The sequence below is a fragment of the Bradyrhizobium yuanmingense genome (genome assembly GCF_025200905.1).
In the GTDB taxonomy this organism is placed as follows: domain Bacteria; phylum Pseudomonadota; class Alphaproteobacteria; order Rhizobiales; family Xanthobacteraceae; genus Bradyrhizobium; species Bradyrhizobium yuanmingense.
On record NZ_CP104173.1, the window covers coordinates 4,743,249 to 4,768,150 of the forward strand.

At 65.1% G+C, this 24,902-nt stretch carries 26 protein-coding genes, 1 pseudogene and 1 riboswitch; of the genes and pseudogenes, 17 read left to right on the forward strand and 10 right to left on the reverse strand.

What is annotated here, in order from left to right:
- Window positions 1-34 precede the first annotated feature (34 nt).
- Window positions 35-661, forward strand: a complete 627-nt coding sequence (gene wrbA, locus N2605_RS22455; protein WP_036012985.1) for an NAD(P)H:quinone oxidoreductase — start codon at window positions 35-37, stop codon at window positions 659-661.
- Window positions 661-1,860, forward strand: coding sequence for an MFS transporter (locus tag N2605_RS22460; RefSeq protein WP_260343238.1), 1,200 nt, complete (start codon window positions 661-663; stop codon window positions 1,858-1,860). The genes wrbA and N2605_RS22460 overlap by 1 nt, the downstream gene beginning before the upstream one ends.
- A gap of 2 nt (window positions 1,861-1,862) precedes the next feature.
- Here the strand turns inward: N2605_RS22460 and N2605_RS22465 are convergent, their stop codons facing one another.
- Window positions 1,863-3,056, reverse strand: coding sequence for a TrmJ/YjtD family RNA methyltransferase (locus tag N2605_RS22465; RefSeq protein ID WP_260343239.1), 1,194 nt, complete (start codon window positions 3,054-3,056; stop codon window positions 1,863-1,865).
- Window positions 3,057-3,392: 336 nt separating this feature from the next.
- Here N2605_RS22465 and N2605_RS22470 point away from each other — a divergent pair, with 336 nt between their 5' ends.
- Together N2605_RS22470 and N2605_RS22475 are read left to right on the forward strand one after the other, a co-directional pair.
- Window positions 3,393-4,607: an NADP-dependent isocitrate dehydrogenase gene (locus N2605_RS22470; protein WP_225114235.1), complete on the forward strand. Its 1,215-nt coding sequence runs from the start codon at window positions 3,393-3,395 to the stop codon at window positions 4,605-4,607.
- A 93-nt stretch (window positions 4,608-4,700) separates the two neighbouring features.
- Window positions 4,701-5,204 carry a DUF3455 domain-containing protein gene (locus N2605_RS22475; protein WP_225147579.1) on the forward strand — a complete coding sequence of 168 codons (504 nt, stop codon included), beginning with the start codon at window positions 4,701-4,703 and terminating at the stop codon, window positions 5,202-5,204.
- Between the two features lie 87 nt (window positions 5,205-5,291).
- Here the strand turns inward: N2605_RS22475 and alaS are convergent, their stop codons facing one another.
- Window positions 5,292-7,973 carry an alanine--tRNA ligase gene (gene alaS, locus N2605_RS22480; RefSeq protein WP_225124731.1) on the reverse strand — a complete coding sequence of 894 codons (2,682 nt, stop codon included), beginning with the start codon at window positions 7,971-7,973 and terminating at the stop codon, window positions 5,292-5,294.
- Window positions 7,974-8,207: 234 nt separating this feature from the next.
- Window positions 8,208-8,298: riboswitch (glycine riboswitch) on the forward strand.
- A 146-nt stretch (window positions 8,299-8,444) separates the two neighbouring features.
- On the opposite strand from alaS, the gene gcvT reads away from it, so the two are divergent.
- The 3 genes from gcvT to gcvP all read left to right on the forward strand — a co-directional run bounded on the left by gcvT (window position 8,445) and on the right by gcvP (window position 12,995).
- A complete protein-coding gene (gene gcvT / locus N2605_RS22485; protein ID WP_260343244.1) occupies window positions 8,445-9,590 on the forward strand; it encodes a glycine cleavage system aminomethyltransferase GcvT in 1,146 nt (381 codons plus the stop codon).
- A gap of 9 nt (window positions 9,591-9,599) precedes the next feature.
- A complete protein-coding gene (gene gcvH / locus N2605_RS22490) occupies window positions 9,600-9,968 on the forward strand; it encodes a glycine cleavage system protein GcvH (protein ID WP_057030328.1) in 369 nt (122 codons plus the stop codon).
- Window positions 9,969-10,130: 162 nt separating this feature from the next.
- Window positions 10,131-12,995: an aminomethyl-transferring glycine dehydrogenase gene (gene gcvP, locus N2605_RS22495; RefSeq protein WP_260347471.1), complete on the forward strand. Its 2,865-nt coding sequence runs from the start codon at window positions 10,131-10,133 to the stop codon at window positions 12,993-12,995.
- Window positions 12,996-13,124: 129 nt separating this feature from the next.
- Here gcvP and N2605_RS22500 read toward each other — a convergent pair whose 3' ends face one another.
- Complete coding sequence (locus tag N2605_RS22500; RefSeq protein ID WP_036012995.1) at window positions 13,125-14,120, reverse strand: hypothetical protein; 996 nt, start codon at window positions 14,118-14,120, stop codon at window positions 13,125-13,127.
- Window positions 14,121-14,219: 99 nt separating this feature from the next.
- Window positions 14,220-15,308, reverse strand: a complete 1,089-nt coding sequence (gene recA, locus N2605_RS22505) for a recombinase RecA (protein WP_027577058.1) — start codon at window positions 15,306-15,308, stop codon at window positions 14,220-14,222.
- 323 nt (window positions 15,309-15,631) lie between these two features.
- On the opposite strand from recA, the gene N2605_RS22510 reads away from it, so the two are divergent.
- On the forward strand, window positions 15,632-15,832 hold the full coding sequence (locus N2605_RS22510; protein ID WP_036043863.1) for a hypothetical protein: 201 nt from the start codon (window positions 15,632-15,634) through the stop codon (window positions 15,830-15,832).
- Window positions 15,833-15,985: 153 nt separating this feature from the next.
- On the forward strand, window positions 15,986-16,156 hold the full coding sequence (locus N2605_RS22515; RefSeq protein WP_225114240.1) for a hypothetical protein: 171 nt from the start codon (window positions 15,986-15,988) through the stop codon (window positions 16,154-16,156).
- A gap of 575 nt (window positions 16,157-16,731) precedes the next feature.
- Here the strand turns inward: N2605_RS22515 and N2605_RS22520 are convergent.
- Window positions 16,732-16,983, reverse strand: a complete 252-nt coding sequence (locus tag N2605_RS22520) for a DUF2798 domain-containing protein (RefSeq protein ID WP_109143204.1) — start codon at window positions 16,981-16,983, stop codon at window positions 16,732-16,734.
- Window positions 16,984-17,217: 234 nt separating this feature from the next.
- Between N2605_RS22520 and N2605_RS22525 the strand changes: the two genes are divergently transcribed.
- Window positions 17,218-17,406 (forward strand): hypothetical protein, encoded by a 189-nt coding sequence (locus N2605_RS22525; RefSeq protein ID WP_260343249.1) that lies wholly within the window; start codon window positions 17,218-17,220, stop codon window positions 17,404-17,406.
- Window positions 17,407-17,436: 30 nt separating this feature from the next.
- Here the strand turns inward: N2605_RS22525 and N2605_RS22530 are convergent, their stop codons facing one another.
- Together N2605_RS22530 and N2605_RS22535 are read right to left on the reverse strand one after the other, a co-directional pair.
- Entirely contained in the window at window positions 17,437-17,691 is a 255-nt protein-coding gene (locus N2605_RS22530) for a hypothetical protein (protein ID WP_036013009.1), read from the reverse strand.
- Window positions 17,692-17,789: 98 nt separating this feature from the next.
- Entirely contained in the window at window positions 17,790-18,089 is a 300-nt protein-coding gene (locus N2605_RS22535; RefSeq protein WP_128264514.1) for a hypothetical protein, read from the reverse strand.
- A 362-nt stretch (window positions 18,090-18,451) separates the two neighbouring features.
- Between N2605_RS22535 and N2605_RS22540 the strand changes: the two genes are divergently transcribed.
- On the forward strand, window positions 18,452-18,916 hold the full coding sequence (locus N2605_RS22540; protein ID WP_225147582.1) for a PaaI family thioesterase: 465 nt from the start codon (window positions 18,452-18,454) through the stop codon (window positions 18,914-18,916).
- Between the two features lie 114 nt (window positions 18,917-19,030).
- Here the strand turns inward: N2605_RS22540 and N2605_RS22545 are convergent, their stop codons facing one another.
- Complete coding sequence (locus N2605_RS22545; RefSeq protein ID WP_225128886.1) at window positions 19,031-19,324, reverse strand: HdeA family protein; 294 nt, start codon at window positions 19,322-19,324, stop codon at window positions 19,031-19,033.
- Window positions 19,325-19,531: 207 nt separating this feature from the next.
- Between N2605_RS22545 and N2605_RS22550 the strand changes: the two genes are divergently transcribed.
- The 3 genes from N2605_RS22550 (at window position 19,532) to N2605_RS22560 (ending at window position 20,950) form a co-directional block, all read left to right on the forward strand.
- The gene (locus N2605_RS22550) at window positions 19,532-19,774 is read left to right on the forward strand and encodes a PilZ domain-containing protein (RefSeq protein ID WP_260343253.1); all 243 of its coding nucleotides are present in this window, start codon (window positions 19,532-19,534) and stop codon (window positions 19,772-19,774) included.
- A gap of 348 nt (window positions 19,775-20,122) precedes the next feature.
- On the forward strand, window positions 20,123-20,524 hold the full coding sequence (locus tag N2605_RS22555; protein ID WP_036027875.1) for a hypothetical protein: 402 nt from the start codon (window positions 20,123-20,125) through the stop codon (window positions 20,522-20,524).
- Between the two features lie 102 nt (window positions 20,525-20,626).
- Complete coding sequence (locus N2605_RS22560; RefSeq protein ID WP_036013014.1) at window positions 20,627-20,950, forward strand: hypothetical protein; 324 nt, start codon at window positions 20,627-20,629, stop codon at window positions 20,948-20,950.
- 57 nt (window positions 20,951-21,007) lie between these two features.
- Here N2605_RS22560 and N2605_RS22565 read toward each other — a convergent pair whose 3' ends face one another.
- Both N2605_RS22565 and N2605_RS22570 read right to left on the reverse strand, forming a co-directional pair.
- Window positions 21,008-21,475, reverse strand: coding sequence for a DUF6691 family protein (locus tag N2605_RS22565; protein ID WP_036013015.1), 468 nt, complete (start codon window positions 21,473-21,475; stop codon window positions 21,008-21,010).
- Between the two features lie 5 nt (window positions 21,476-21,480).
- Window positions 21,481-21,909: a YeeE/YedE family protein gene (locus N2605_RS22570; protein WP_036013017.1), complete on the reverse strand. Its 429-nt coding sequence runs from the start codon at window positions 21,907-21,909 to the stop codon at window positions 21,481-21,483.
- 47 nt (window positions 21,910-21,956) lie between these two features.
- On the opposite strand from N2605_RS22570, the pseudogene N2605_RS22575 reads away from it, so the two are divergent.
- From N2605_RS22575 to N2605_RS22585, 3 genes and pseudogenes are all read left to right on the forward strand, one after another.
- Window positions 21,957-22,097, forward strand: a pseudogene (locus tag N2605_RS22575) (ArsR/SmtB family transcription factor); the annotation flags it as partial.
- 43 nt (window positions 22,098-22,140) lie between these two features.
- The gene (ccoG, locus tag N2605_RS22580) at window positions 22,141-23,577 is read left to right on the forward strand and encodes a cytochrome c oxidase accessory protein CcoG (RefSeq protein ID WP_225150547.1); all 1,437 of its coding nucleotides are present in this window, start codon (window positions 22,141-22,143) and stop codon (window positions 23,575-23,577) included.
- A gap of 154 nt (window positions 23,578-23,731) precedes the next feature.
- Entirely contained in the window at window positions 23,732-24,901 is a 1,170-nt protein-coding gene (locus N2605_RS22585) for a GNAT family N-acetyltransferase (RefSeq protein WP_225150549.1), read from the forward strand.
- Window position 24,902: the final 1 nt, after the last annotated feature.

A 24,902-nucleotide genomic window follows, 5' to 3' on the forward strand; every position in this document is an offset into this window, starting at 1 on the left:
GCTGCTAGCCCCCACCTAAGAGCGAGGAAGCAAAATGACGAAGGTCCTGGTGCTGTACTACTCGTCCTACGGTCACATCGAGACGATGGCTGAAGAGATGGCCCGGGGTGCACGGGAGGCCGAAGCCGAAGTCGCCATCAAGCGCGTGCCGGAAATTGTTCCCGACCACGTCGCGCAGAGGGCCGGATACAAGGTCGATCAACGCGCCGACACCGCCGCCGTGGCCGAATTGCCGGACTACGACGCGATCATCCTTGGCACCCCGACGCGTTTCGGGAACATGGCCGCGCAGATGAAGAACTTCCTCGACCAGTGCGGCGGCCTGTGGTTCGAGAACAAGCTCGTGGGCAAAGTCGGCAGCGTCTTCACATCGACGGGCAGCCAGCATGGCGGCCAGGAAAGCACCATTCTGTCCGTGCACAGCGTGCTGCTGCACCTCGGCATGGTCGTGGTCGGGCTGCCCTACACATTCAAGGGACAGATGCGCATGGACGAGGTCACCGGATGCTCGCCCTACGGCGCATCGACCCTCGCCGACGACGGCAGCGGCGGGGATCGTCGTCCAAGCGCCAACGAACTGGCCGGGGCACGCTTTCAGGGACGCCATGTCGCCGAGATCGCTCGCGCCCTGGCCGCTGGGCGGCTCACGGAGGCGGCCTGATGGCGGCGGCAGCACCTGCCTCGTCCTTGCGAGATCGACATTGGCATGTGGTGAGCATCGTCGTGGGCTCCGGCGTCGTCGCCGCGATCCAGGTGGGGAAGGCTGCGATCGCCACGCCCATGCTGCAAAAGGATCTGGGCCTTGACCTCGCCTCTGCCGGCTGGCTGACCGGGATCATCGCTGTTCTCGGCCTGTTGGGCGGTATCCCTGCCGGCTCCCTCGTCGCCCGCGCCGGAGATCGGCGAAGTCTCATTGTCGGCCTCGGGCTGCTCATCCTTGGCGCCATCATCGGCGCGCTCGCAACCGACTATGCGGTGCTTCTCGCATCGCGCATCGTAGAAGGCTCAGGATTTCTTCTGATCATTGTTGCGGGTCCGGCGATCCTGAACAGAGCAGTCCCGTCCGGGCAACAGGACGTTCCGCTTGCCCTGTGGAGCTGCTTCATGCCGGCCGGCATTGCGCTCGCGATGCTCGTCGGGACGTTCTTCAGCGACTGGCGCGCACTGTGGTGGGGCAGCGCCGGTCCTGCAGCGATCGCCATCGTGGCCGCGTGGATGAGTATTCCGGCCGCTCCGAAGCGCACCCCGGCATCGTGGCGACGGACGATGTCCGATGCCGTGTACGTGGCGGCAAGCAAAGGCCCGCTTCTGCTGGCCGGATGTTTTGTCCTCTACAGCCTGATGTTCTTCGCGCTGTTCAGCTTCCTCCCGGTGCTGCTGATGGAACGGATGAACATCCCCCATGGCACGGCCGGCATGCTCAGTGCCCTCGCCACCGCAAGCAACATCATCGGCAATGTCGCTGCCGGCTACCTGCTCGCGCGCGGTGCCCGGCGTTCAGTGCTGGTCTTCGCGGCCTGTCTGGCCATGGGCTTTTCAGCTCCTGGCATCTTCCTGCAGATCTTCGGCGATACGCCCACGCTTCTGCTGTGCATCCTGTTCGCTGCGGTCGGTGGCCTGATGCCGGCCGTCCTGATCTCATCGATCCCCTTGCTCGCGCCATCCGCCGCACTCATTCCTGTGGTCACCGGACTGGTGATGCAGGGCAGCAATCTCGGCCAAGTGGCCGGACCTGTCGCGGTCGGAAGTGCCGTTGAGGCCTATGGGTGGACAGCCGCACTGGCCATCATCCTGATCGCCGCGCTGCTTGCCGCCATCATCGCCGCATCCGCCCGCTTCGATGACAGCGCGGCCCACTGACCCTACTGTCCCAACATCTCGGCAAGCCGCACCAGCTCCGCCTCGAGATCGCGCTCCACATCCACGGCCCGAATGTCGAGCACGCGATAATCCCGCGCCTCCAGCCACGCCCGCCGCGACGCGCGATCGGCTGCAATCGCCTCCCCCTCGCCCGGGTTCACCAGCTCGATCGCGATCCGGTGCGGGAATGAGACGAAGTCGGGGATGTGGCGCCCCACGGGAGTCTGCCGCTTGAACCCACCTGCGAAGCGGCGATCACGCGTCAGCGCCTGCCAGAGCAGGCGTTCGGCGTCGGTCGGGTTGCGGCGGAGCAGGCGGGCAAGGCCCCGCACGGTCGAGCCGCTGTCCGGCACGCCGCCGCCCTGCCCGTGCTCGGCCAGCAGCGCGCGCAGGCGCGTGGCCTGCTCGCCGTCGAGTACACCGCCCTTGGCCGGACCCTTGCGCCCCTCGGCGATCGCCATGATCACGCCGTGCAGCGTGTGCATGTCCTGCTTGGTCGGCTCCATCCGGGTGAAGATGTTGCGCAGGTTCACCAGCATCGTGTCGCGCTTCTCGGCGGGCCGCAGGAACTCGACCTTGTCGAGCTCGCGCACGAGATTGTCGAAGAAGGCCTGCATCTGGTGCTGCGAGGCGCGCTCGGATCTTTCAGGCATGGCGTGCGGCAGTTCGCCCGACGTCGCGCGCTTGAACCATTCATAGCCGACCAAGAGCACGGCCTGGGCGAGGTTGAGCGAGGCAAAGCCCGGATTGACCGGGAAGGTGATGATGCGGTTGGAGAGCCCGACCTCCTCGTTGGTCAGCCCCCAGCGCTCGCGGCCGAAGAGGATGCCGGCCCTGCCGCCCGTCGCGACGTGCCCCGCGATCTCGGCGGCAGCCGCCTCCGGCCCCACCACGGGCTTGGCCTGGTCGTGGGGGCGTGCGGTGGTGGCGAACAGGAGGTCGAGATCGGCAACCGCCTGCTCGACCGTGTCGAACAGCTGCGCCTTCTCCAGGATATGGTCCGCACCGGCCGCGGCGCGCTGGGCCGCGATGTTGGGCCAGCCGTCCCGGGGATTGACGATGCGCATCCGGTCGAGGGCGAAGTTGCCCATGGCGCGCGCGGCCATGCCGATATTCTCGCCGAGCTGCGGCTCGACCAGGATCACGATGGGACCGTCGAGGGAAAGGCCCGCTTTGCTCTTGTCAGTCCCCGACATCTGCTTTCGCTTCCACTCTTCGTCTCAAGGCCTTGGCAAGGCCGCCTTAGGAATTGATTCAAGCGGCCCCCACGACCGGGCCGCCTCGCGGTCTGTCGTTTGCCTGTCCTGACAAAATTCTCAAGGGAAATAACGACTTGGATTCGACTTTGAATCTCGCCCGAAACGGGCCCGAAGGCCGGGCCGAGGGCCGGCCGGCCGCTTCCCGCCTGCGCAAGCTGGATGAGCTAAAAGTGCATAATCCCTTGGCTTTCGCCCGCTGCTATCAGGTGCTAAGAGGCGGCGGATATTCCCGTGGCGCGCCGAAAGCGCCGTTCCCAAGAGGCTTCCCCGATCATGGCAAAAATCAAGGTATCCAATCCCGTCGTCGAGCTCGATGGCGACGAGATGACCCGGATCATCTGGCAGTACATCAAGGACAAGCTGATCACCCCGTTCCTCGATGTCGAGCTGCTCTATTTCGACCTGGGCATGGAATACCGCGACCACACCAACGATCAGGTGACGATCGACGCCGCCGAGGCGATCAAGAAGGTCGGCGTCGGCGTCAAATGCGCCACCATCACCCCGGATGAAGCCCGGGTGAAGGAGTTCAATCTCAAGCAGATGTGGAAGTCGCCGAACGGCACCATCCGCAACATTCTCGGCGGGGTGATCTTCCGCGAGCCGATCATCTGCAAGAACGTGCCGCGCCTGGTTCCCGGCTGGACCAAGCCGATCATCATCGGCCGCCACGCCTATGGCGACCAGTACCGCGCCACCGACATCAAGTTCCCCGGCAAGGGCACCCTCTCGCTGAAGTTCGTCGGCGAGGACGGCACCGTGATCGAGAAGGAAGTGTTCAAGGCGCCCGGCGCCGGCGTCGCCATGGAGATGTACAATCTCGACGATTCCATCATCGACTTCGCCCGCGCCTCCTTCAATTACGGCCTGCTGCGCAATTACCCGGTGTACCTGTCGACCAAGAACACGATCCTCAAGGTCTATGACGGGCGCTTCAAGGACATCTTCCAGGACATCTTCGACCGCGAGTTCAAGAAGGAGTTCGACGCCAAGGGCCTGACCTACGAGCACCGCCTGATCGATGACATGGTGGCCTCGGCGCTGAAATGGTCCGGCGGCTATGTCTGGGCCTGTAAGAACTACGACGGCGACGTGCAGTCCGACACGGTCGCGCAGGGCTACGGCTCGCTCGGCCTGATGACCTCGGTGCTGCTCACCCCCGACGGCAAGACCGTCGAGGCGGAAGCTGCCCACGGCACGGTGACCCGCCATTACCGCGAGCACCAGAAGGGCAAGGAGACCTCGACCAACTCGATCGCCTCGATCTTCGCCTGGACGAGAGGCCTGTCGCACCGCGCCAAGCTCGACAACAACCCCGAGCTCGCCAAGTTCGCGGCCACGCTGGAGAAGGTCTGCGTCGACACAGTCGAGGCCGGCTATATGACCAAGGACCTCGCGCTGCTGGTCGGCGCCGACCAGCGCTGGCTCTCGACCACCGGCTTCCTCGACAAGGTCGCCGAGAACCTCACGAAAGAGCTGGCGGCGTAAGTCGACCGCAATTTCGCCCGACGGAGCCAGACATCATCACGGGCCGCGCGACCAGCGCGGCCCGTTTTTTTGAGAGCATTCGCGGAGACCGCCATGTTCATCAAGCTTGCCACCCCCTGCCTGCTCCTGCTCGCCGCAATGGCCGGGCTCGCTGTCGCCGCCGACCCACTCCCCAACGCGATCGCCGCCCCCGGCGAGACCGTCGTGCTCAGCGTCCACGCCGAAGGTGCGCAGGTCTATGAGTGCAAGGCTGGCCTCGACGGCAAGCTCGCGTGGGCTTTTCGCGAGCCGATCGCGACGCTGCTGTCCGAAAGCAAGACCATCGGCCGCCATTATGCCGGCCCGAACTGGGAGCTTGCCGACGGCAGCGCCGTGACTGGTAAAGCCGTCGGCAATGCGCCGGGCGCGACCGCAGCCGACATCCCCTGGCTGAAGCTGGACGTCACCACTCACCGCGGCAGCGGCGTGCTTGCGCCTGTCACCACGGTCCAGCGCATCAACACCCAGGGCGGCAAGCTCGACGGCGCCTGCGACAAGGCCGGCGAATTCAGGAGCGTGCCCTACTCCGCCGACTACGTCTTCCTGAAGAAGGGCTGATCGCTTTACGGGCCGAACCGCGCGGCGCGATCAAGGTGCCACGCCGATGCCATTGAAGCCGGTGAGACGACCCTGGCGACGCGCGCCTTACGCGCCCGCCATCGCTTTTTCGATCGCGCTCAGGGCCTCGGACGCCTTGGCGCCATCGGGGCCGCCGGCCTGGGCCATGTCTGGCCGGCCGCCGCCGCCCTTGCCGCCGAGCGCCTCGGAGGCGATGCGGACCAGATTGACCGCGTTGAAGCGCGCGGTGAGGTCCTGCGTGACGCCAACCACGATTCCGGCCTTGCCGTCCCCGGTGACGCCGACGATGGCGACGACGCCCGAGCCGATCTGCTTCTTGCCGTCGTCGGCGAGACTCTTGAGATCCTTCATCTCGATGCCTTCGACCGCACGCGCCATCAGCTTGACGCCGCCGGCCTCGCGCACGCCCGACGCTGCGCCGTTGTTGCCGGCTGCGGCGCCGCCGCCCATCGCCAGCTTCTTGCGGGCATCGGAGAGTTCGCGCTCGAGCTTCTTGCGCTCCTCCATCAGCGCCGAGATGCGCGCCGGCACGTCGTCGAGCGAGGTGCGCAGCTCGTTCGCCGCGATCTTCGCCAGCGCCATGGTGTCGTTGGCATGTTTTCGCGCGTAGTTGCCCGTCAGCGCCTCGATCCGGCGCACGCCGGAGGCGACCGCGCTCTCGCTCGTGACCGTGATCAGGCCGATATCGCCGGTGCGCTTCACATGGGTGCCGCCGCAGAGCTCGACCGACCAGCCGAGCGCGTTGGCGCCGCGCTCGCGCGCGGTCCTGCCCATCGAGACGACGCGGACCTCGTCGCCATATTTCTCGCCGAACAGCGCGCGCGCGCCAGCCTCGCGGGCCTCGTCGACGCCCATGACGCGCGTGGTGACCTCGTCGTTCTCCAACACCACGTCGTTGGCGATGTCCTCGACCCGGGCGAGCTCCTCAGCCGTGATCGGCTTCGGATGCACGAAGTCGAAGCGCAGCCGATCCGGCGCGACCATCGAGCCGCGCTGGGCGATGTGATCGCCGAGCACCTGGCGCAGCGCCTCGTGGATAATGTGAGTCGCCGAGTGATGGGCGCGGATGGTCGAGCGGCGTGCGTGATCCACCTCGAGCTGCAGCGCCGTGCCGAGCTTCACTTCGCCACTCTCGACCGTGCCGATATGGACGAAGAGATCGCCGAGCTTCTTCTGCGTATCGGTGACGCGAACCTTGATGCCGCCCTCGCCCGAGAGCACACCGGTGTCGCCGACCTGGCCGCCGGACTCCGCATAGAACGGCGTCTGGTTCAGCACGATCGCGCCGGTCTCGCCGGCCTTGAGGCTCGTCACCTCGGCGCCGTCCTTGACCAGCGCCGAGACCACGCCCTCGGCGCTCTCGGTCTCGTAACCCAGGAATTCGGTGGCGCCGAGCTTCTCGCGCAGCGGGAACCAGATCGCCTCGGAGGCCGCCTCACCCGAGCCCTTCCAGGACTCGCGCGCCTTGGCCTTCTGACGCTCCATCGCGTCAGTGAACGCCGCCTGGTCGACGCCGATGCCGCGCGACTTCAGCGCGTCCTGCGTCAGGTCGAGCGGGAAGCCGTAGGTGTCGTAGAGCGTGAAGGCGACGTCGCCGTCGAACATGTCGCCCTTCTTTAAGGACGCGCTCTTCTCGTCGAGGATGGCCAAGCCGCGCGAGAGAGTCTTGCGGAAGCGGGTCTCTTCCAGCCGCAGCGTTTCCTCGATCAGTTTTTCCGCGCGCATCAATTCCGGATAGGCCTGGCCCATCTCGCGCACCAGCGCCCAGACGAGGCGGTGCATCAAAGGCTCCTTGGCACCCAAGAGCTGGGCATGGCGCATCGCCCGGCGCATGATCCGGCGCAGCACATAGCCGCGGCCCTCGTTCGAGGGCAGCACGCCGTCGGAGACCAGGAAGGCGGACGAGCGCAAGTGATCGGCGATGACGCGGAACGAGCCGACGTTCTGCTCGTTCGGTCCGCTGCCGAGCGCGGACGAGGTCGCGTCGATCAGGTTCTTGAACAGGTCGGTCTCGAACACGCTCTCGACGCCCTGGAGGATGCAGGCCATGCGCTCCAGGCCCATGCCGGTGTCGATCGAGGGACGCGGCAGATTAACGCGCTCCTCCTTCGTCACCTGCTCGTATTGCATGAACACGAGATTCCAGAATTCGAGGAAGCGGTCGCCGTCCTCTTCCGGCGATCCCGGAGGACCGCCCCAGATGTGCTCGCCGCGGTCGATGAAGATCTCCGAGCACGGGCCGCACGGCCCGGTGTCGCCCATCGCCCAGAAATTGTCCGAGGTCGGGATGCGGATGATGCGGTCGTCGGAGAAGCCGGCGATCTTCTTCCACAGGCCGGCCGCCTCGTCGTCGGTGTGGTAGACGGTGACGAGCAGCTTGTCCTTCTTCAGCCCGAACTCGCTCGTGATCAGCTTCCAGGCGAGCTCGATCGCGCGCTCCTTGAAGTAATCGCCGAACGAGAAATTGCCGAGCATCTCGAAGAAGGTGAGATGGCGCGCGGTGTAGCCGACATTGTCGAGGTCGTTGTGCTTGCCGCCGGCGCGCACGCATTTCTGCGAGGTGGTGGCGCGCTGATAGGGCCGCTTCTCGACGCCGGTGAAGACGTTCTTGAACTGCACCATGCCGGCATTGGTGAACATCAACGTCGGGTCGTTGCGCGGCACGAGTGGCGAGGACGGCACGATCTCGTGGCCGTTCTCGGCAAAGAAGTTCAGAAAGGTCGACCTGATCTCGTTGACGCCGCTCATGTTCATCCAATCGGGTATGCTTGGGCCCGCTTTTCGCGGTCCAAACCGGACCGTTAAGGCTGATATCTGCGGGCCAAAGCGCTTTTAGACAAGGCCAGCTTCGCTGTCCAGAAACTGTGCAGAGAGATCAGAGGGTTGCCGCAGGCGCTCAATCCCCTTGCAATCCCGTTGGATAGGGCGCGCGGACGCGTTGACAGGCTTGGCTCCCCTGTGGTCTCTACCCATCTGTATCGTACGGCCACGTCGGGAGAGACCGGCACCTGGTAGCCGGCGCCGAAGGAGCAACCGCCCCGGAAACTCTCAGGCAAAAGGACCGCGTGGCTTTGACAGCATCTGGAAAGAGGCGCCGACGGGTGTAGGCCCGGACAGCGTCCGCCGACGGGATAATACTCTCAGGCACAGCGACAGATGGGGCTTCGACTGGTGTCCATCGGGGAATCCTCCCCGGGGGAACCGCCGAGGGCCCTCAAGATGCTAGCGCACGACCAAGACTCCCTGAAACGCACCCCCCTCTACGACCTTCATGTGTCCCTAGGGGGCAAGATGGTGCCGTTCGCGGGCTATGACATGCCCGTGCAGTACCCCGCGGGCGTCTTGAAAGAGCACCTCCATACCCGCACCAAAGCGGGCCTGTTCGACGTCTCCCACATGGGCCAGCTCGCGCTCCGGCCGAAATCCGGCAATGTGGAGGACGCCGCCCGCGCGCTGGAGCGGCTGGTGCCGCAGGACATCGTGGCGATCGCCGCAGGGCGGCAGCGCTACGCCCAGTTCACCAATGACGACGGCGGCATTCTCGACGATCTGATGGTCGCCAATTTCGGCGATCACCTGTTCCTGGTCGTCAACGCCGCCTGCAAAGCCCAGGACGAGGCGCATCTGCGCGCGAAACTGTCCGACGCCTGCGTGATCGAGCCGCTTGCCGACCGCGCGCTGATCGCGTTGCAGGGCCCGAAGGCGGAAGCGGCGCTGGCGAAATTCTGTGCAGAGGTATCAGGCATGAAGTTCATGGACGCCGGCCCGCACGAGGTTGCCGGCATCAAGTGCTTCGTCTCGCGCTCCGGCTACACCGGCGAGGACGGCTTCGAGATCTCGGTTCCAGCAGGCGATGCCGAACGCCTCGCAAAGGTGCTGCTTGAAAATCCCGACGTGCTGCCGATTGGCCTCGGGGCCCGCGACAGCCTGCGGCTGGAAGCCGGGCTCTGCCTGTACGGCCACGACATCGACACCACGACCACGCCGGTCGAGGCCGCGCTGGAATGGTCGGTGCAGAAAAGCCGCCGCAGCGGCGGTGCGCGCACCGGCGGCTTTCCCGGCGCTGCGAAGATCCTCGCCCATTTCGATGGCGGCGCATCCCGCCGCCGCGTCGGCTTGCGCGCCGAAGGCCGCGCGCCGGTGCGCGAGGGCGCGCTGCTGTTTGCGAATGACGCGGGCGGCGAGCCGATCGGACAAGTCACCTCGGGCGGTTTCGGCCCGAGCCTGAATGCGCCGGTTGCGATGGGCTACGTGCCCACGAATCTGAGCGCGCTTGGCACAAAGCTCTTCGCCGAGGTGCGCGGCCAGCGACTGCCCTTACAGGTCGCCGCCATGCCCTTCGTGAAAAACACCTACAAACGCTGAGGACGAGACATGACCACGACGCTGTACACTTCCGACCATGAATGGCTCGCCATCGACGGCGATGTCGCCACGGTCGGCATCACCGATTACGCCCAGCAGCAACTCGGCGACGTCGTGTTCGTCGAGCTGCCCAAGGTCGGCCGCGCGCTGAAGAAGGCCGAAGCCGCCGCCGTCGTCGAGTCCGTCAAGGCGGCCTCCGACGTCTACGCACCAATCTCGGGTGAAGTGCTCGAGGCCAATGCCGAGCTCGCATCCGAGCCGGCGCTGGTGAACTCGGATGCGCAAGGCAAGGCCTGGTTCTTCAAGATCAAGATGGCCGACAGAAGCGAGCTCGGCGGCCTCATGGATGAAGCCGCCTACAAGGCGCATACGGCGTGAGATGAAGCGAAGTCTAACCTCATGCTCAGTGTCATCACCCGCGAAGGCAAGTGATCCAGTACGCCGCGGCCCCTCGGTTCAATCCGCGCTGCTGGAGAGTACTGGATGCCCCGCCTTCGCGGGGCATGACACTGACAGCGAAATCTGAAGCGAGGACCCATGATGACCGCGCACCGCAAATCCAACGGCGACACCGCCAGTTTCGTCCGCCGCCACATCGGCCCATCGGCGCGCGATGTCACCGCCATGCTTGAAACAGTCAGTGCCAAGAGCGTCGATGCGCTGATCGCGGAAACGCTGCCGGCCTCGATCCGGCAGGCCGGCCCGCTCGACCTCGGCAAGCCCTTGAGCGAGACCGAGGCGATCGCGCACATGACCGAGCTTGCGCGTCAGAACCAGGTCTTCACCTCGCTGATCGGCCAGGGCTATTCAGGCACCATCCTGCCTGCGGTGATCCAGCGCAACATCCTGGAGAACCCGGCCTGGTACACGGCCTATACGCCCTACCAGCCGGAGATCAGCCAGGGCCGGCTGGAAGCGCTGCTCAACTTCCAGACCATGATCTGCGACCTCACCGGGCTCGACGTCGCCAACGCCTCGCTGCTCGATGAAGCCACCGCGGCGGCCGAAGCCATGGCGCTCGCCGAGCGCCACTCGCAGGTCAAGGCAAGGGCCTTCTTCGTCGACAAGGACGTGCATCCGCAGACGCTGGCCGTGATGCGCACCCGCGCCGAGCCGCTGGGGTGGACTCTGGTCGTCGGCGATCCCCTCACCGATCTCGACAAAGCGGACGTGCTCGGTGCGCTGCTGCAATACCCCGGTTCTTCGGGCGCGTTGCGCGACCTCAGGCCCGCGATCGCCGCGCTGAAGGCCAAGGGCGCACTCGCGATTCTAGCCGCCGACCTCCTCGCGCTGACGCTGCTCGCCTCGCCCGGCGAGCTCGGGGCCGACATCGCCATCGGCTCGGCCCAGCGCTTCGGCGTGCCGATGGGCTATGGCGGGCCGCACGCCGCCTATATGGCGGTGCGCGATGCGCTGAAGCGTTCGCTGCCCGGCCGCATCGTCGGCCTCTCCGTCGATTCCCGCGGTGCGCCGGCCTATCGGCTCGCGCTGCAGACCCGCGAGCAGCACATCCGCCGCGAGAAGGCGACCTCCAACATCTGCACCGCGCAGGTGCTGCTCGCCGTGATCGCCTCGATGTATGCGGTCTATCACGGTCCCGAGGGCCTGGCCCAGATCGCACGCAACGTGCATCGCCGCGCCGCCGTGCTCGCGACCGGCTTGCGCAAGCTCGGCTTTGCGCCTGCCAGCGAAAGCTTCTTCGACACGCTCAGCGTCGATTGCAGCAGCAAGCGCGAGGAGATCGTCGCGCGCGCTTTGGCCGAGAAGATCAATCTCGGCATCAGTGATACCGCCCTTCGCATCGCGCTCGACGAGACCACGACGCCCGCGACGGTCGAAGCCGTCTGGCGCGCCTTCGGCGGCAAGCTTGCCTATGCCGAGATCGACGCCGAGACGCGCGAGGCGCTGCCGGACGACTTGAAGCGCGGCACCGCGTTCCTGACCCATCCGGTGTTCCATGCGCACCGCTCGGAGACCGAGATGCTGCGCTACATGCGCAAGCTCAGTGATCGCGACCTCGCGCTCGACCGCGCCATGATCCCGCTTGGATCCTGCACCATGAAGCTGAACGCGACCACCGAGATGATGCCGCTGACCTGGCCGGAATTCGGCTCGCTGCATCCGTTCGCCCCGCCCGAACAAGCTCAAGGCTATCACGCGCTGTTCGCACGCCTGGAGAAATGGCTCTGCGACATCACCGGCTATGACGCGATCTCGCTGCAGCCGAACTCGGGCGCGCAGGGCGAATATGCCGGGCTGCTCGCGATCCGCGGCTATCATGCCGCGCGCGGACAGGGCCATCGCAAGATCTGCCTGATCCCCTCCTCCGCCCACGGCACCAATCCGGCCTCGGCCGCGATGGTCGGCATGGACGTGGTGGTGGTGTCTTGCGAGAAGAACGGCGACGTCGACGTCAATGATCTCCGCGCCAAGGCGGAGAAGCACGCGAACGACCTCGCAGCTGTCATGATCACCTATCCCTCGACCCACGGCGTGTTCGAGGAGCACATCCGCGAGATCTGCGACATCGTGCACGGCCATGGCGGCCAGGTGTATCTCGACGGCGCCAACCTCAATGCGCAGGTCGGCCTTTCCAGGCCCGGCGATTACGGCGCCGACGTCAGCCATCTCAACCTGCACAAGACCTTCTGCATCCCGCATGGCGGCGGCGGCCCCGGCATGGGCCCGATCGGCGTCAAGGCGCATCTCGCCCCGTTCCTCCCCGGCCACCCCGCGACGAAGGCAGACGCGCCGGTCGGTCCGGTCTCGGCCGCGCCGTTCGGTTCGGCGTCGATCCTTACCATCTCCTACATCTACATCCTGATGATGGGCGGTGAAGGCCTGAAGCGCGCCACCGAGATCGCGATCCTCAACGCCAATTACATCGCAGCGCGCCTCGATCCGCATTTCCCGGTGCTCTACAAGAACGAGAAGGGACGCGTCGCGCATGAGTGCATCGTCGATCCGCGTCCGCTGAAGACGACGAGTGGCGTCACCGTCGACGACATCGCAAAGCGCCTGATCGATTACGGCTTCCACGCCCCGACCATGAGCTTCCCGGTACCGGGCACGCTGATGATCGAGCCGACCGAATCGGAATCCAAGGCCGAGCTGGATCGTTTTTGCGACGCCATGATCGCGATCCGCAAGGAAATCGCCGAGGTCGAGGCCGGTCGCTTTGAGATCGCAGCCTCGCCCCTGCGCCACGCTCCGCACACAGTGCACGACATCGCCGACGACGATTGGAAGCGCGCCTACACCCGCACGGAGGGTTGCTTCCCCGACGGCGTCTCGCGCTCCGACAAATATTGGTGCCCCGTCGGCCGCGTCGACAACGTCTATGGCGACCGCAACCTCGTGTGCTCCTGCCCGCCGGTGAGCGATTACGCAGAAGCTGCGGAGTAGGATGTGTAGGGTGGGTTAGCCTCGCGGCTGCGCAAAGCGCAGTCCGCGACGCGTAACCCACCACTTCTGCGTCCGCTGAACCGAACGGTGGTGGATTACGCCTTCGGCCCTACGGCACTGCGTGCGCCGCTAGGGCGCAATCAACAACCGGCGCTCGCCATCCCACCGCCAAAGCCGTTCATTGGTGAGCAGCGTGCCGCCCCACCAACGTCGAATCGGATTGTGGCGACGGAAATCTTCGCGGCCTTCCAGAACCGCTTTGCCAAATTCGGTCAGCGACAACCGGCTCCGACGATAGGCGGCGTTGCGACCTCGCGCATCGTGCGGGGCGAGCGTCGCGAGTTTCGGATCGAGACCTGCGACCGCCGGCATCGGGCCCGACGCAAGCCCTTCGAGCAACGGACCCAGCTCCCACTGGTCGAACACGCGCGTTTCGAGCAGCCCGCCCGGCTGAAACAGTTCTTTTGTACGGTTGTGCCCCCTTGCAATCAGCTCGATAAGCCGCGCCTCCGTCGCGCCCAATCCGGTGATTGGTGACGGCAGTTCAGCTAGCAACGCTTCCAGAGCCGGCTTCAGGAAAGGTAGCCTGGGTAAATCCCTTGTCAGCAACCCGAAGCAAAGTTCAGGCGTCGGCGCCCGATACGCCTCCCAGGCCATGTTGGCTATCTCGAAGTCGCACTCTGCGATCTCCGATTCCCGCACCGTACGATCGCGAAGTTGCGGGCCGTCCGCTTCGCGCAGATCGAAATTGACCCGTCGCAGTCTCAGACAATGGGTGATCGATGGATGGGACCGCAAATAGTCCAGGATCCAGATCAGTTGCAATTGACTGTTAGGCTCAGGGTCGAACCACAGCTCGATGAACTCGACGCCATAGGTCTCGCAAAACCAAACCAGGCCAGTCTCCTTGTGTGCGAGACCGGTCTGAGGCAACCGGCCAACAAGATCGGACCACCGCACCTCCGGATCGCCCCTGTAATAGCCTCCCGTAAGATAGTCCTCGAGGTGGTGCGACGTAGGCAACGGCCCCCAAACGAACCGAAAGATCAACGGGACGACCATGTCAGCACGACCGGCATAGGTGAGACCAACGCCGGACGAACTAGTCAGAATCACACGCTTCATCGTCGACGCGCCCTCACGCAACACGAAACGGGCACCGAAGACGTCGGCAACTCAACGTCCTCAGTGCCCGCTCCTCGCGAAAAATTTTCGCGTTAGGTCTTACTCGTCCGCCGGCTCCTCGCCGTCGGCGTCGCGCTCCGGCGTGCCGGCGAGAATCTGCTCGGCGATCAGGCCGGAATTCTGGCGGATCGCGGTCTCGATCTTGGCGGTGATGTCGGGGTTGCCCTTCAGAAACGCCTTGGCGTTCTCGCGGCCCTGGCCGAGGCGCTGGCTGTCATAGGAGAACCAGGCGCCGGACTTCTCGACGATGCCGGCCTTGACGCCGAGATCGAGGATCTCGCCCATCTTGGAGACGCCCTCGCCGTACATGATGTCGAACTCGACCTGCTTGAACGGCGGGGCCAGCTTGTTCTTGACCACCTTGACGCGCGTGGTGTTGCCGACCACCTCGTCGCGCTCCTTGATCGCGCCGATGCGGCGGATGTCGAGGCGGACGGAGGCGTAGAATTTCAGCGCATTGCCGCCGGTGGTGGTTTCCGGCGAGCCGTACATCACACCGATCTTCATGCGGATCTGGTTGATGAAGATCACCATCGTGTTGGATTTGTTGATGGAGGCCGTGAGCTTGCGCAGCGCCTGGCTCATCAACCGTGCTTGAAGTCCCGGCAGCGCATCGCCCATCTCGCCCTCGAGCTCGGCCTTCGGCACCAGCGCCGCCACCGAATCGACCACGAGAACATCGACCGCGCCCGAGCGCACCAGGGTGTCGCAGATCTCCAGCGCCTGCTCGCCGGTGTCGGGCTGCGAGATCAGGAGCTCGTCGATGTTGACGCCGAGCTTGCGGGCATAGACCGGATCGAGCGCGTGCTCGGCATCGATGAAGGCGCAGATGCCACCCTTCTTCTGCGCTTCCGCCACCGTATGCAGCGCCAGCGTGGTCTTGCCGGACGATTCCGGCCCGTAGATCTCGACGATGCGCCCCTTGGGCAGGCCGCCGATGCCGAGCGCGATATCGAGCCCGAGCGAGCCGGAGGACACCGCCTCGATGTCCATGGAGCGGTCGTTCTTGCCGAGCTTCATCACCGAGCCCTTGCCGAACTGGCGCTCGATCTGAGAGAGCGCGGCAGCCAGAGCTTTACTCTTGTCCATGGAGGATCCTTCGACGATACGCAGGGCAGTTGCGGACATTGGGTCGTGCTCCTTATGGCGAGGATTCGCGTGAGGGACAAACGGTTGCGAGGCAGCTCGGCGATAAAAGCAATGTACCCCATTTGTTCTAGGTTCGCAATATGTTCTTTTGCGGATTTTGTCTTTCTGACTGGACCAGGAGACAACGGAGCTGGTCGAACCGGCCATGCTGGATCGTCACGCCGTCGGCACTGCGTGCACAACTGAACAGACGCGGATCCACTTCTGGATCCTAATGCATCATCACCGCGCGGACCGTGGCCACTATCGGTGATGAGACCGCTGACTCGCGCTCCCGCCTCCTCGCACGGAAAGAGCGCGCCATGTTGAAGCGACGACGTTTCAAGCAGCAACTGACCCTTCAGGACCGGCTGTCGGCATGGGTGAAGCAGGTCCGCGAGCAGGCGTCCAAGCTACCTCCCGGGCCGGAGCGGGACGCGCTGCTCAAGAAGGCGCGCCAGGCCGACGTTGCCAATCATCTGAACGATTGGGTCAAATCGCCGGGGCTGCAGCCGCCGGAATAGCCGCCTACGCCGGGTTCCTCGAAGCGACCATGACCGGGATCAACGACGCGCGACTGGGCGCCGTCATGTTTCCGTAATCCTACGGCACCGAACCTTTTCGCGGTCTCGGGCCTTCTGTGGGGATGGGACCGCAACTTTTGGGGATCTCTGGTCATGACGAACAACGACACGCAGCACGATACGCTGAGGCGAAAGCCGCTGCTGGACGCCGCCCACGAGGAGATGGTGAAGTTCGAGCGCAAGGAAAACGAGTTCCGCAAGAAGGACCGCGAAGAGCGCGCCGCCGAGCTCCGTCTGCCGCTGAACGAGATCAAGGTTCATTAGACACTGCCAGGACCGCCGTCCGGAGCGGGCCAGGCCCGCCCGCGATGCGGCACTCCGCTCTGTTCCTTGCCCGGAACCTCCGATCGGCATCGCCGGTCGGGGCGCCGCGACCGGCGATGCACCAGGTAGCTAAATACTACCAGCAACCCATTGGCGAAGCGATGAAATCGCCAGGACCCCTACTGTGGATGGGGTTGTTTTGCCACTTTTGAGAGGCAAGGCGCGCCGGCGCCTTCGATAGGACGGCCCAGCACGTCAGTTCCGTCTGCAGCAGCGCCTGCTAGAGCACCGCCAGCAGAACCAGACCTATCACCAGCACGACGAAGCCAGCCGCCGTCGCGACGGCGAATGACCGCTCTACGTTATCCATATGATGCCACCCCGTTTCCGGCGCGCCACGTTTCCCCCATGGCTGCGCCGAACGGATAAAATCTTGCCGACGGGTGTGTCCGCAGTGGTGCGGACGGATGTCGAAATTGGGACCGGTACGGGGCCAGTGTGCGGCCTTTCGATCGCGCACCTGCCGGCGGTCCGCCTGTCAGGCTGTCGTCAGCCAGCCGGCTAGGGTCGCCCGGCTACCGGCCGGCGCGGGGCTCCTGCTCCTCCTGCGTCAGGCGCAGCGAGAAGGCGCGGATCGCGGGCGCCGCCAGCAGCACGACCGGCAGCATCGCGGCCCATGCGATCAGCCAGGACACCATCCAGTGCCGCACGAAGAGCATCGGGCTGCCGGCGGGAAAGCTGGCGATCCCCGCCGCGATCAGCGAGGTCAGCCCGGACTGGATGATGCCGAAGACGAAATGCGAGTAGCGGCGGGGAATGCCGAGCATGAGGCGCCCATGGTTGCTTGCCCGTGATCGGCAAGCAAGGCACATGCCGTCGAGCGGATCCGGCGCTTCGATTGGAACCGCGATGCGGGACCGCCGGTGCACCCCGGCCGGGCTCCAGGAACTTTGTTCATGGTCGGAGAACCACGGAGGCCGCGGGCGACATTTTTCTTGCCTGCGGAATATTGCGACGACCAACATGTTTGCAGGCACAAGGGTGAATCGTGGGAGGTGACCATGAATCACAGGGGCGTCGAGTTCACCATCGCCAAGACGGCGATTCCCGCAGTCTGGCAGTGGCAGTTCCGCATCGGCGACCGGATCAGGACCGGCAAGACCGAGACCAGGCTCGACCTGCTGGCGATCCGGCGCGTGCAGTTGCGCATCGACCGCGAGCTGAAGGCGATCGGGCGAAAGACGGCCTGAACCGTTTCGCCTTCTGCGTCATAGCGCGCGTCAATCGGCGCTGGGCAGCCGACGCATGGTGAACTCGATATCGCCGCCGGGCAATTCGCGCCAGGTCTCGACCTCGCTCATATAGCCGGCCTTGGGGTAGCGGGCGAAGAAGGCCTGCGCCCGCTCCCGTGCCGCCGCCCGCGGCAGCGTGAAGGTCTCGCGCAGATAGCCATCGCCGGCGGACTGGCCGGGCTTGCCGGCCGCCTTGCGCCGGCGCGCCATCCGCTCGGCGAGATCCCGCGGACGATCGGCCATGTCCTGCCTTCCTCTGCGCACTACGCTACCGACAATGTAGGGCGCGGGCCGGATCAAGAGGAGTCCTTCCGAGGAGCATTGTGCCTCCCCGGAACGGGTCAATTGGCGGCCGTCCCGCTCTTGGCCTTCTTCGGCGCACTGGTTGCGGCCGACGACGCCTTCGGCGCCGCCGGCTGCTTCGGCTGTTCGGCACGCATGCCACCCCAGGGATCGCTGGACGCCTTGGTATCCGGAATCTTCTTCAGTGTTTCCTTGTAGGCCTTCTCACGTTCGGCCTCGATGGCCTTCTCCTCCGGCGACTTGCTCGGGGCATCCTGCATCAAGTTGATGTTGGGCATTTGCGCGTAGGCAGGTCCCGCCAGCACGGCCAGCACCGCGGCCAAACGGAAAAGCTTCATCATTCACTCCTTAAGTCTTCCATGAGGCGCGGATCGCCCCGTGCCCTGTCATCCTCGTCAGCCCGGTCACGACCGGTGGCCGCTAGTGCCGATCCGATCGGCATGATTTGGGCGTCTGCAGCCAATCGTCCCAGATCGGACCGCATTTGGTGCACCCGCTCAGCGCGAGACCGAGCAGGCCCATGCAAAAGACGAGGATACAGCGACGCACCATCATCCACCCCTACCCAAGCCAGGCATCATATCGGGCCAAGTCAGGCATTTTCAAGCCGAGGCGGCCGGCGCCAGACCGGGTGACTTTGCCTCGCGGATGCGCGCACAATGCGGTGAAACATCCGGCAACACAGGAGAGCGCGACAGCAATGCAAACGCAGCCAGAAGCCGAGTTCGGCCCCGCCGACGCCAGTCGCATCCTCGGCGAGGTCTTTGCGCCCTGGGTCCAGGATCTCAACCTCGCGGTCGAGCGCATCGAGCATGTACAGCCCGCGGACGACCCGGACTGGCAGCCCGGCGCGCTGCTGCGCATGCCGTTTTCGGAGCGGCTGTGCCGCAACGGCGGCGTGGTCTGCGGCCAGGCCCTGATGGCGCTCGCCGATACCGCGATGGTGATCGCGATCCTCGCGGCCAATCGCGGCTACCGTCCCATGACCACGGTCGATCAGACCACGCATTTCATGCGCGCGATCGCCGCGTCCGACGTGCTGGCGGATGCGCGCGTGGTGCGGCTCGGGCGCACCATGAGCTTTGGCCGCGTCACGCTGCTCTCGGCCGCCGACGGCAAGCCGGCCGCGATGGTGTCGAGCGCGTTCGCGATGCTGCCGGGGTGAACGCGCCCTGAAAACAAGAGAGCCGCGCGAAGCGCAAGGCTCGAGGCGGCTCTCGATGGAAATCGTGTCGGGACAGCAAGCGCGATCGCGCTTGCCGTCATTGCGCCGGCAATGTCACTTGCCGAGGATCTCGTCGGCCGCGGTGACGACGCTGACGGTCGGATTCTTTCCGCAATAGGCGCCGAACTTCTTGGCATTCTCGATGAAGACGTCGGTGTCGATGATCGCATTGTCCTCGTCGCCCTTGTACCAGCCGTCCATCCAGGTCAGCACGACGCCGATGTTGTCCTCGCCGCTCTCGAGGAACTGCTTGCAGGTCATGGTCGAGAGGTCCCACTTGACGGCGTGGGCGGGCATCGAGGCCAGCGAGAGCGCTGCGGCGAACAAAATCGAAAGCGAAGTCTTCATCAATATCTCCATCGGCGCGTCGCGCCATAAAGGAAAGGCACTTGTGTAGGCTCTTTGGGTAGGCTCTTTGGGCAGGTTCGTGGGAGCGGCTCGCCGCTCTAACGTCGTAAACAAAGTCTGAAACGCCGTGCAAGTAGCGCCAGTATTGAGTTTAGTTCAACGTAATTTCTATGCACTACTTCATACTCATCGGCAGGACTAACGCGGATGATTGAGAAGCGCACATCGCAACGTCACCGTGTTTTCAAGGGCGGAAAGATCACGTTCGAAAACAGCGGCATTCCTTGCACGGTGCGAAACATGTCGGCGGGCGGCGCGGCGATCGACCTCGACACTCCCGTCATGGTGCCGCAATCGGTCACGCTCTCGATCGCCTGTGACCATTTCGTACGGCATTGTCGCACAGTTTGGCGCAGCGACAAGCGCGTCGGCCTCGCTTTCGTGCAATAGCGGGCGCGATGTGAACGAAGGTTCGCATCGCGTGCACACCACCATCATGACTGGCTCGCAATCACGCGCGTAACACCCGCGAGCGATGATGAGCCCCGCAACGTCGATCGACTCGACGCGGTCATTGGGCGGGCACTGCGCCTGCGCTGAGGCGGCCCTCAGCGCCAGCACGGCGGCGTGATGACCAGAATCCGCATTACCGCAATCCCCCACCTCTGGGGTACAAGCCAGCCCCCAATCGCGGAATAGCGATGTCCGGGTTCCGGGACCTCAGCAAATCTTGATCGGCCTTGACTTCGTCCGATCGCATTCGTGCCTATCTGTCGGCCCGCAGGGGACCTTTCACGGATGTTGCGGATCATTGCTCATGCGGCGCTGCTCATTGGCGCGCTTGCGCTCGGTGCCTGCGGCTTTGCCGACAGCCGCGCACCGGTGCCGGAATTCATGCGCATGAAGGAGCCCGAGCAGCCGCCGGAAGCGCCGCCCGACGTCAAGCGCGTGGTGCGCGAGCAGATCGACGTCGTCTTTCTCGCAACGTCCTATCCGCGCGAGGTTCACGTCGCCCCGCCGCATCGTGAGCTGCGAGGACCGGGCTGGACCGCGTGCGTCCGCGCGCAGCTCACCTCGGCGACCGGTACGTCGCTCGGCGCCCAGACCTACATCGTGACGATCAACGACGGCAGGGTCGTGGACCGCCGGCGCGCCGACGCCGACGACATCTGCGGCACGGAGACTTACGAGCCGATCTAGGAACCCGCCCCTGACGACAGGTTCCGGGAAAAACCTGTAGATGACCCGGAACGATCACCGCCTCCCCTTCTTGTTACCGCCGAGGGCAGTTTCGAGGAGGACATGATGAGGACGTTGACTATTGCGCTGCTGGCAGGCGTGGGGGCCTTGGCCGCCGCCTCGGGGGCCAAGGCTTCCGATATCTATACGACCAGCGAATACACCAATCCGGATCTCGTGCAGCAGGTGCGACTCGTCTGCGACGAGGATGGTCGCTGCTATCGCACGCGCGGCGGGTCGCGCGTGATCGTGCGCGATTCCTACAATTACATGCCGCGCGACCGCTACTATGAGCGCCGGAGCTATCATCGCCACTACGATGACGGCCCGCGCGCCGGCGTCGGCATTCGCGCGCCCGGCGTCAGCGTCGGCGTCGGTAGCTGGTGAGCGATGAAGGCTTGATGGTCGGAGACCGGGCGAGACTATTCGCCCGGTCCCGTGACCTCAGGTTTCGAGTGGATCGGCCGGCGTGATGTAGCGCGTCGATGACGGCAGCTGAGCGATGAAGCGGGCGAGCACCATGCCGGCGCACATCGCCACGACAAAGATGACGGCGGAGAGCGAGCCAAATCCGAGCGCGGTCAGCGCCGGCCCCGGGCAAAAGCCTACCAGCCCCCAGCCGATGCCGAAGATCGCCGGACCTGCGACGATCCTGGGATCGATGTCTCGCCGCGTCGGCAAATAGAATCGATCAGCGAAGAATGGACGCGGAAGCTTGAGAACGCGGCTGAAGCCGACGAAGGTCACGGCCACCGCGCCCGCCATCACGAAGGCGAGGCTTGCATCCCATGTCCCTGCCTGAATGCCGGCGACGTCCAGGAAGTTCAGCACCTTTGCGGGGTTCGACATGCCGGAGACGATGAGGCCGAGGCCGAAGATCAGTCCAATCGCGAATTGAACCAGGATTGCCATCGCCGTCAGTTCCAGTGCCGCATCAAGAACACGGTCGCCATGCCGGCGGCCATGAAGGTGATGGTCGCAACCAGCGAGCGCACCGACAGCCGCGACAGGCCGCAAACGCCGTGGCCCGAGGTGCAGCCGCTGCCCCACACCGAACCGAAACCCGTGAGCAATCCGCCGATGATCAGGAGGGCCGGCCCCGCCGCGATCGTCTGCTCCGGCAGACCTCCGGTGACGAGCCGGACCAGCACGGGCGCAGCAGCAAGACCGGCGACGAAGGCAAGGCGCCCAGCGAGTTCGCTGTCCTCATAGGGCGGAAACAGCCGCGCCGCGATGCCGCTGACGCCGGCGATCCGACCCGTTGCCCACATCAGCAGAACGGCCGCGAGGCCAATCATCGCCCCGCCAACGAGCGACGCGATCGGCGTAAAAGACGTCGTGACCATGACCTCTCCTGAGCGAGAGCGCCCTTGCGTAGGGCGCAAATACCATGGCCGCGCTATCCCAGCATCTCGGAAAGATGCGCGCATTGAGCTTGGTCAAACCAAAGCGTGACGGCCAAACGATATACTACAACATCGCGAGCCCGAAAGTCCGCGCAGTGCTGGAGATTCTTTGCCGGCTCTTCTGCGCCGGCAAGTCGGACTCTCGCCTTCGCAAAACGCGGGGAGCATGGGATGACCGACGACACCTTCATCGAGGGACCTCTCTACGAGAAGCGGAGGAAGGTCTATCCGCAATCGGTGCGTGGCCCTTTCCGCCGCATCAAATGGGCGATCCTGTGCGTCACGCTCGGGACCTATTATCTGCTGCCGTTCGTGCGCTGGAATCGCGGACCCGGCCTGCCCGACCAGGCCGTGCTGATCGACTTCCCGCATCGGCGCTTTTACTTCTACTTCATCGAGCTGTGGCCGCAGGAGGTCTATTATTTCACCGGTCTCCTCATCATCGCGGCGATGATTCTGTTCCTGATGAACGCGGTCGCGGGACGGCTGTGGTGCGGCTACATGTGCCCGCAGACGGTGTGGACCGACCTGTTCTACGCGGTCGAGCGTTGGGTCGAGGGCGACCGGCGCGAACGCATGCAGGGCGACAAGCGCTACTGGACGTTCGACCATCTTCGCAAGGTCGCGCTCAAGCACTTCCTCTGGATCATGATCGCCTGGTGGACCGGCGGCGCCTGGGTGCTCTACTTTTCCGACGCGCCGACGCTGGTGAAGGAGCTCGCGACCTTCCAGGCCCCGTTCATCGCCTATCTCTGGATCGGCATCCTCACCGCCACGACCTATGTCTTTGCCGGTCACGCCCGGGAGCAGATGTGCATCTACATGTGCCCGTGGCCGCGGATCCAGGCGGCGCTGACCGACGAATGGGCGCTCAACGTCACCTATCGGCGTGACCGCGGCGAGCCGCGCATGTCGGTGAAGAAGGCGGATGCCGCGCGCGCCCATGGCGATCCCGCCGGCGATTGCGTCGACTGCCATCAGTGCATCAATGTCTGCCCGACCGGCGTCGACATCCGCCACGGCATCCAGCTCGGCTGCATCCAGTGCGGCCTGTGCATCGACGCCTGCGACAACGTCATGCGCGAGATCGGCCGGCCCCAGGGCCTGATCGGCTACGACACCGACATCAACATGCAGCGCCGACGCGAGGGCAAGCCGGCGATCTACCGCATCATCCGTCCGCGCACGCTGATCTATGCCGCGGCCATCGCCATTGTGGGCAGCATCATGCTGTACACTCTCGCCACTCGCGCGACGATGGACGTCAACGTGCTGCACGAGCGCAATCCCCTCTTCGTCCAGCTTTCGGACGGCGGCGTGCGCAACGACTACACCGTGCGTATCCTCAACAAGAGTGCACAGCGATCGTTTGCGCTCGAAGTCTCCGGTCTGCCGGGCGCGACCATTCGCGTCGCCGGCATCGAGGCGGAACCTGGCGGCAAGCCCATCATCGAGGTCGGGCAGGATCAGACCCGCGAGGTCAGGCTGTCGGTACAGATCGGGCCCAGCGACCTGCCGAAGACCTCCCGCGACATCGAGATCACCATCACCGATACCGCCAGCGGCGGCCGCGCGAGCACCCGCGATCATTTCGTGCCGGGAGACTAGCCACGATTCCTCAGGGTCACCCCCGGCCGGATGCTGAATGGAATGTTAACACTACCGCTCGAATTGCGGCGGCGTGCCAACGGTATTTTCCAATCTTTGCGCTAAGCATGACCGGTGGCACGGGCTCAGCTCGCGTGAACGGGGACGACGGGACGTGGTCGACATCGCGCATCAGGCTGCGATCAATCCGGCATCGGCAAGGGATGCCGCGATGGCGCGCGCGCCTGTTCCGCTTGCGGCCGTCGACACCGGCCAATGGCGCGCGCTGGCGCAGCGGGCGATCGAGCCGAACGGATATTACCTGCCCGCCTGGGAGCTCGCCGTCAGCGCAACTGCGCGCGGTCGCACGGATGCCTTGGCGCTAGCCGCATTTGACGGCACTTCGGCCCGGCTGATCGGCCTGATGCCGGTGGTCTCACTCTGGCGCGCTTTGAAGATTCCCCTGCCCGCCCTGGTGAGCGCGCATCCCTATGGCACGCTGTGCAGCCCGCTGCTCGACCGCGACGCTCCGCTCGAAGCCGCTGCGCGTCTGCTGCAGCAGGCGCGCGAGGCCGGCGCGCATGCGCTCGTGCTGACCGACGTCGCGCTCGACGGCGCAGCCATGGCATCACTCAAGCAGGTGCTGAAGCGCGACCGCCTGAAGCCGAGAATCCTCAGCTCCTACATCCGCGCCAGCCTCGATGCGACGCAGGATGGAGACGCACTGTTGCGCGAGGCGCTCGGCGCCAAGAAGCTCAAGGAGCTGCGGCGCCAGCGTCACCGTCTCGAGGAGCACGGCCCCGTCGTGTTCGAGGTTGCGCGCAGCACCGACCAGATCGGACGTGCGCTCGAAACCTTTCTGCAGCTCGAAGCGAGCGGCTGGAAGGGCAAGCGGGGCACCGCGCTGGTTCAGCACGCGGGCGACGCAACCTTCATCCGCCGCGCAGTGCCCGCGCTGGCAGAGACCGCGCAGTGCGAGATCGTCACCCTTCGCGCCGGCGCGACGCCGATTGCCGCCGGCATCGTGTTGCGCCATCAGGATCGTGCCTTCTTCTTCAAGCTCGGGATCGACGAGCGCTTTGCAAAATATTCGCCGGGCGTGCAGCTCACGCTCGACCTCACCCGCCATCTCTGCGCCGACCCCGCCGTCGCCAGCGCGGACTCGACGGCGAATGCCGATCACCCCATGATCAACCCGATCTGGCGCGGACGCCTCGCGATCGGCGATGTGCTGATCCCGCTACGGCGGCACGACCCGGTCGTGGCGCTCATTCACGGCGCGCTGGTCGGCCTCAACGCCGCGCACGAGGCCGCGCGCGGCGTGGTTCGCCGGCTCCGAAAATAGA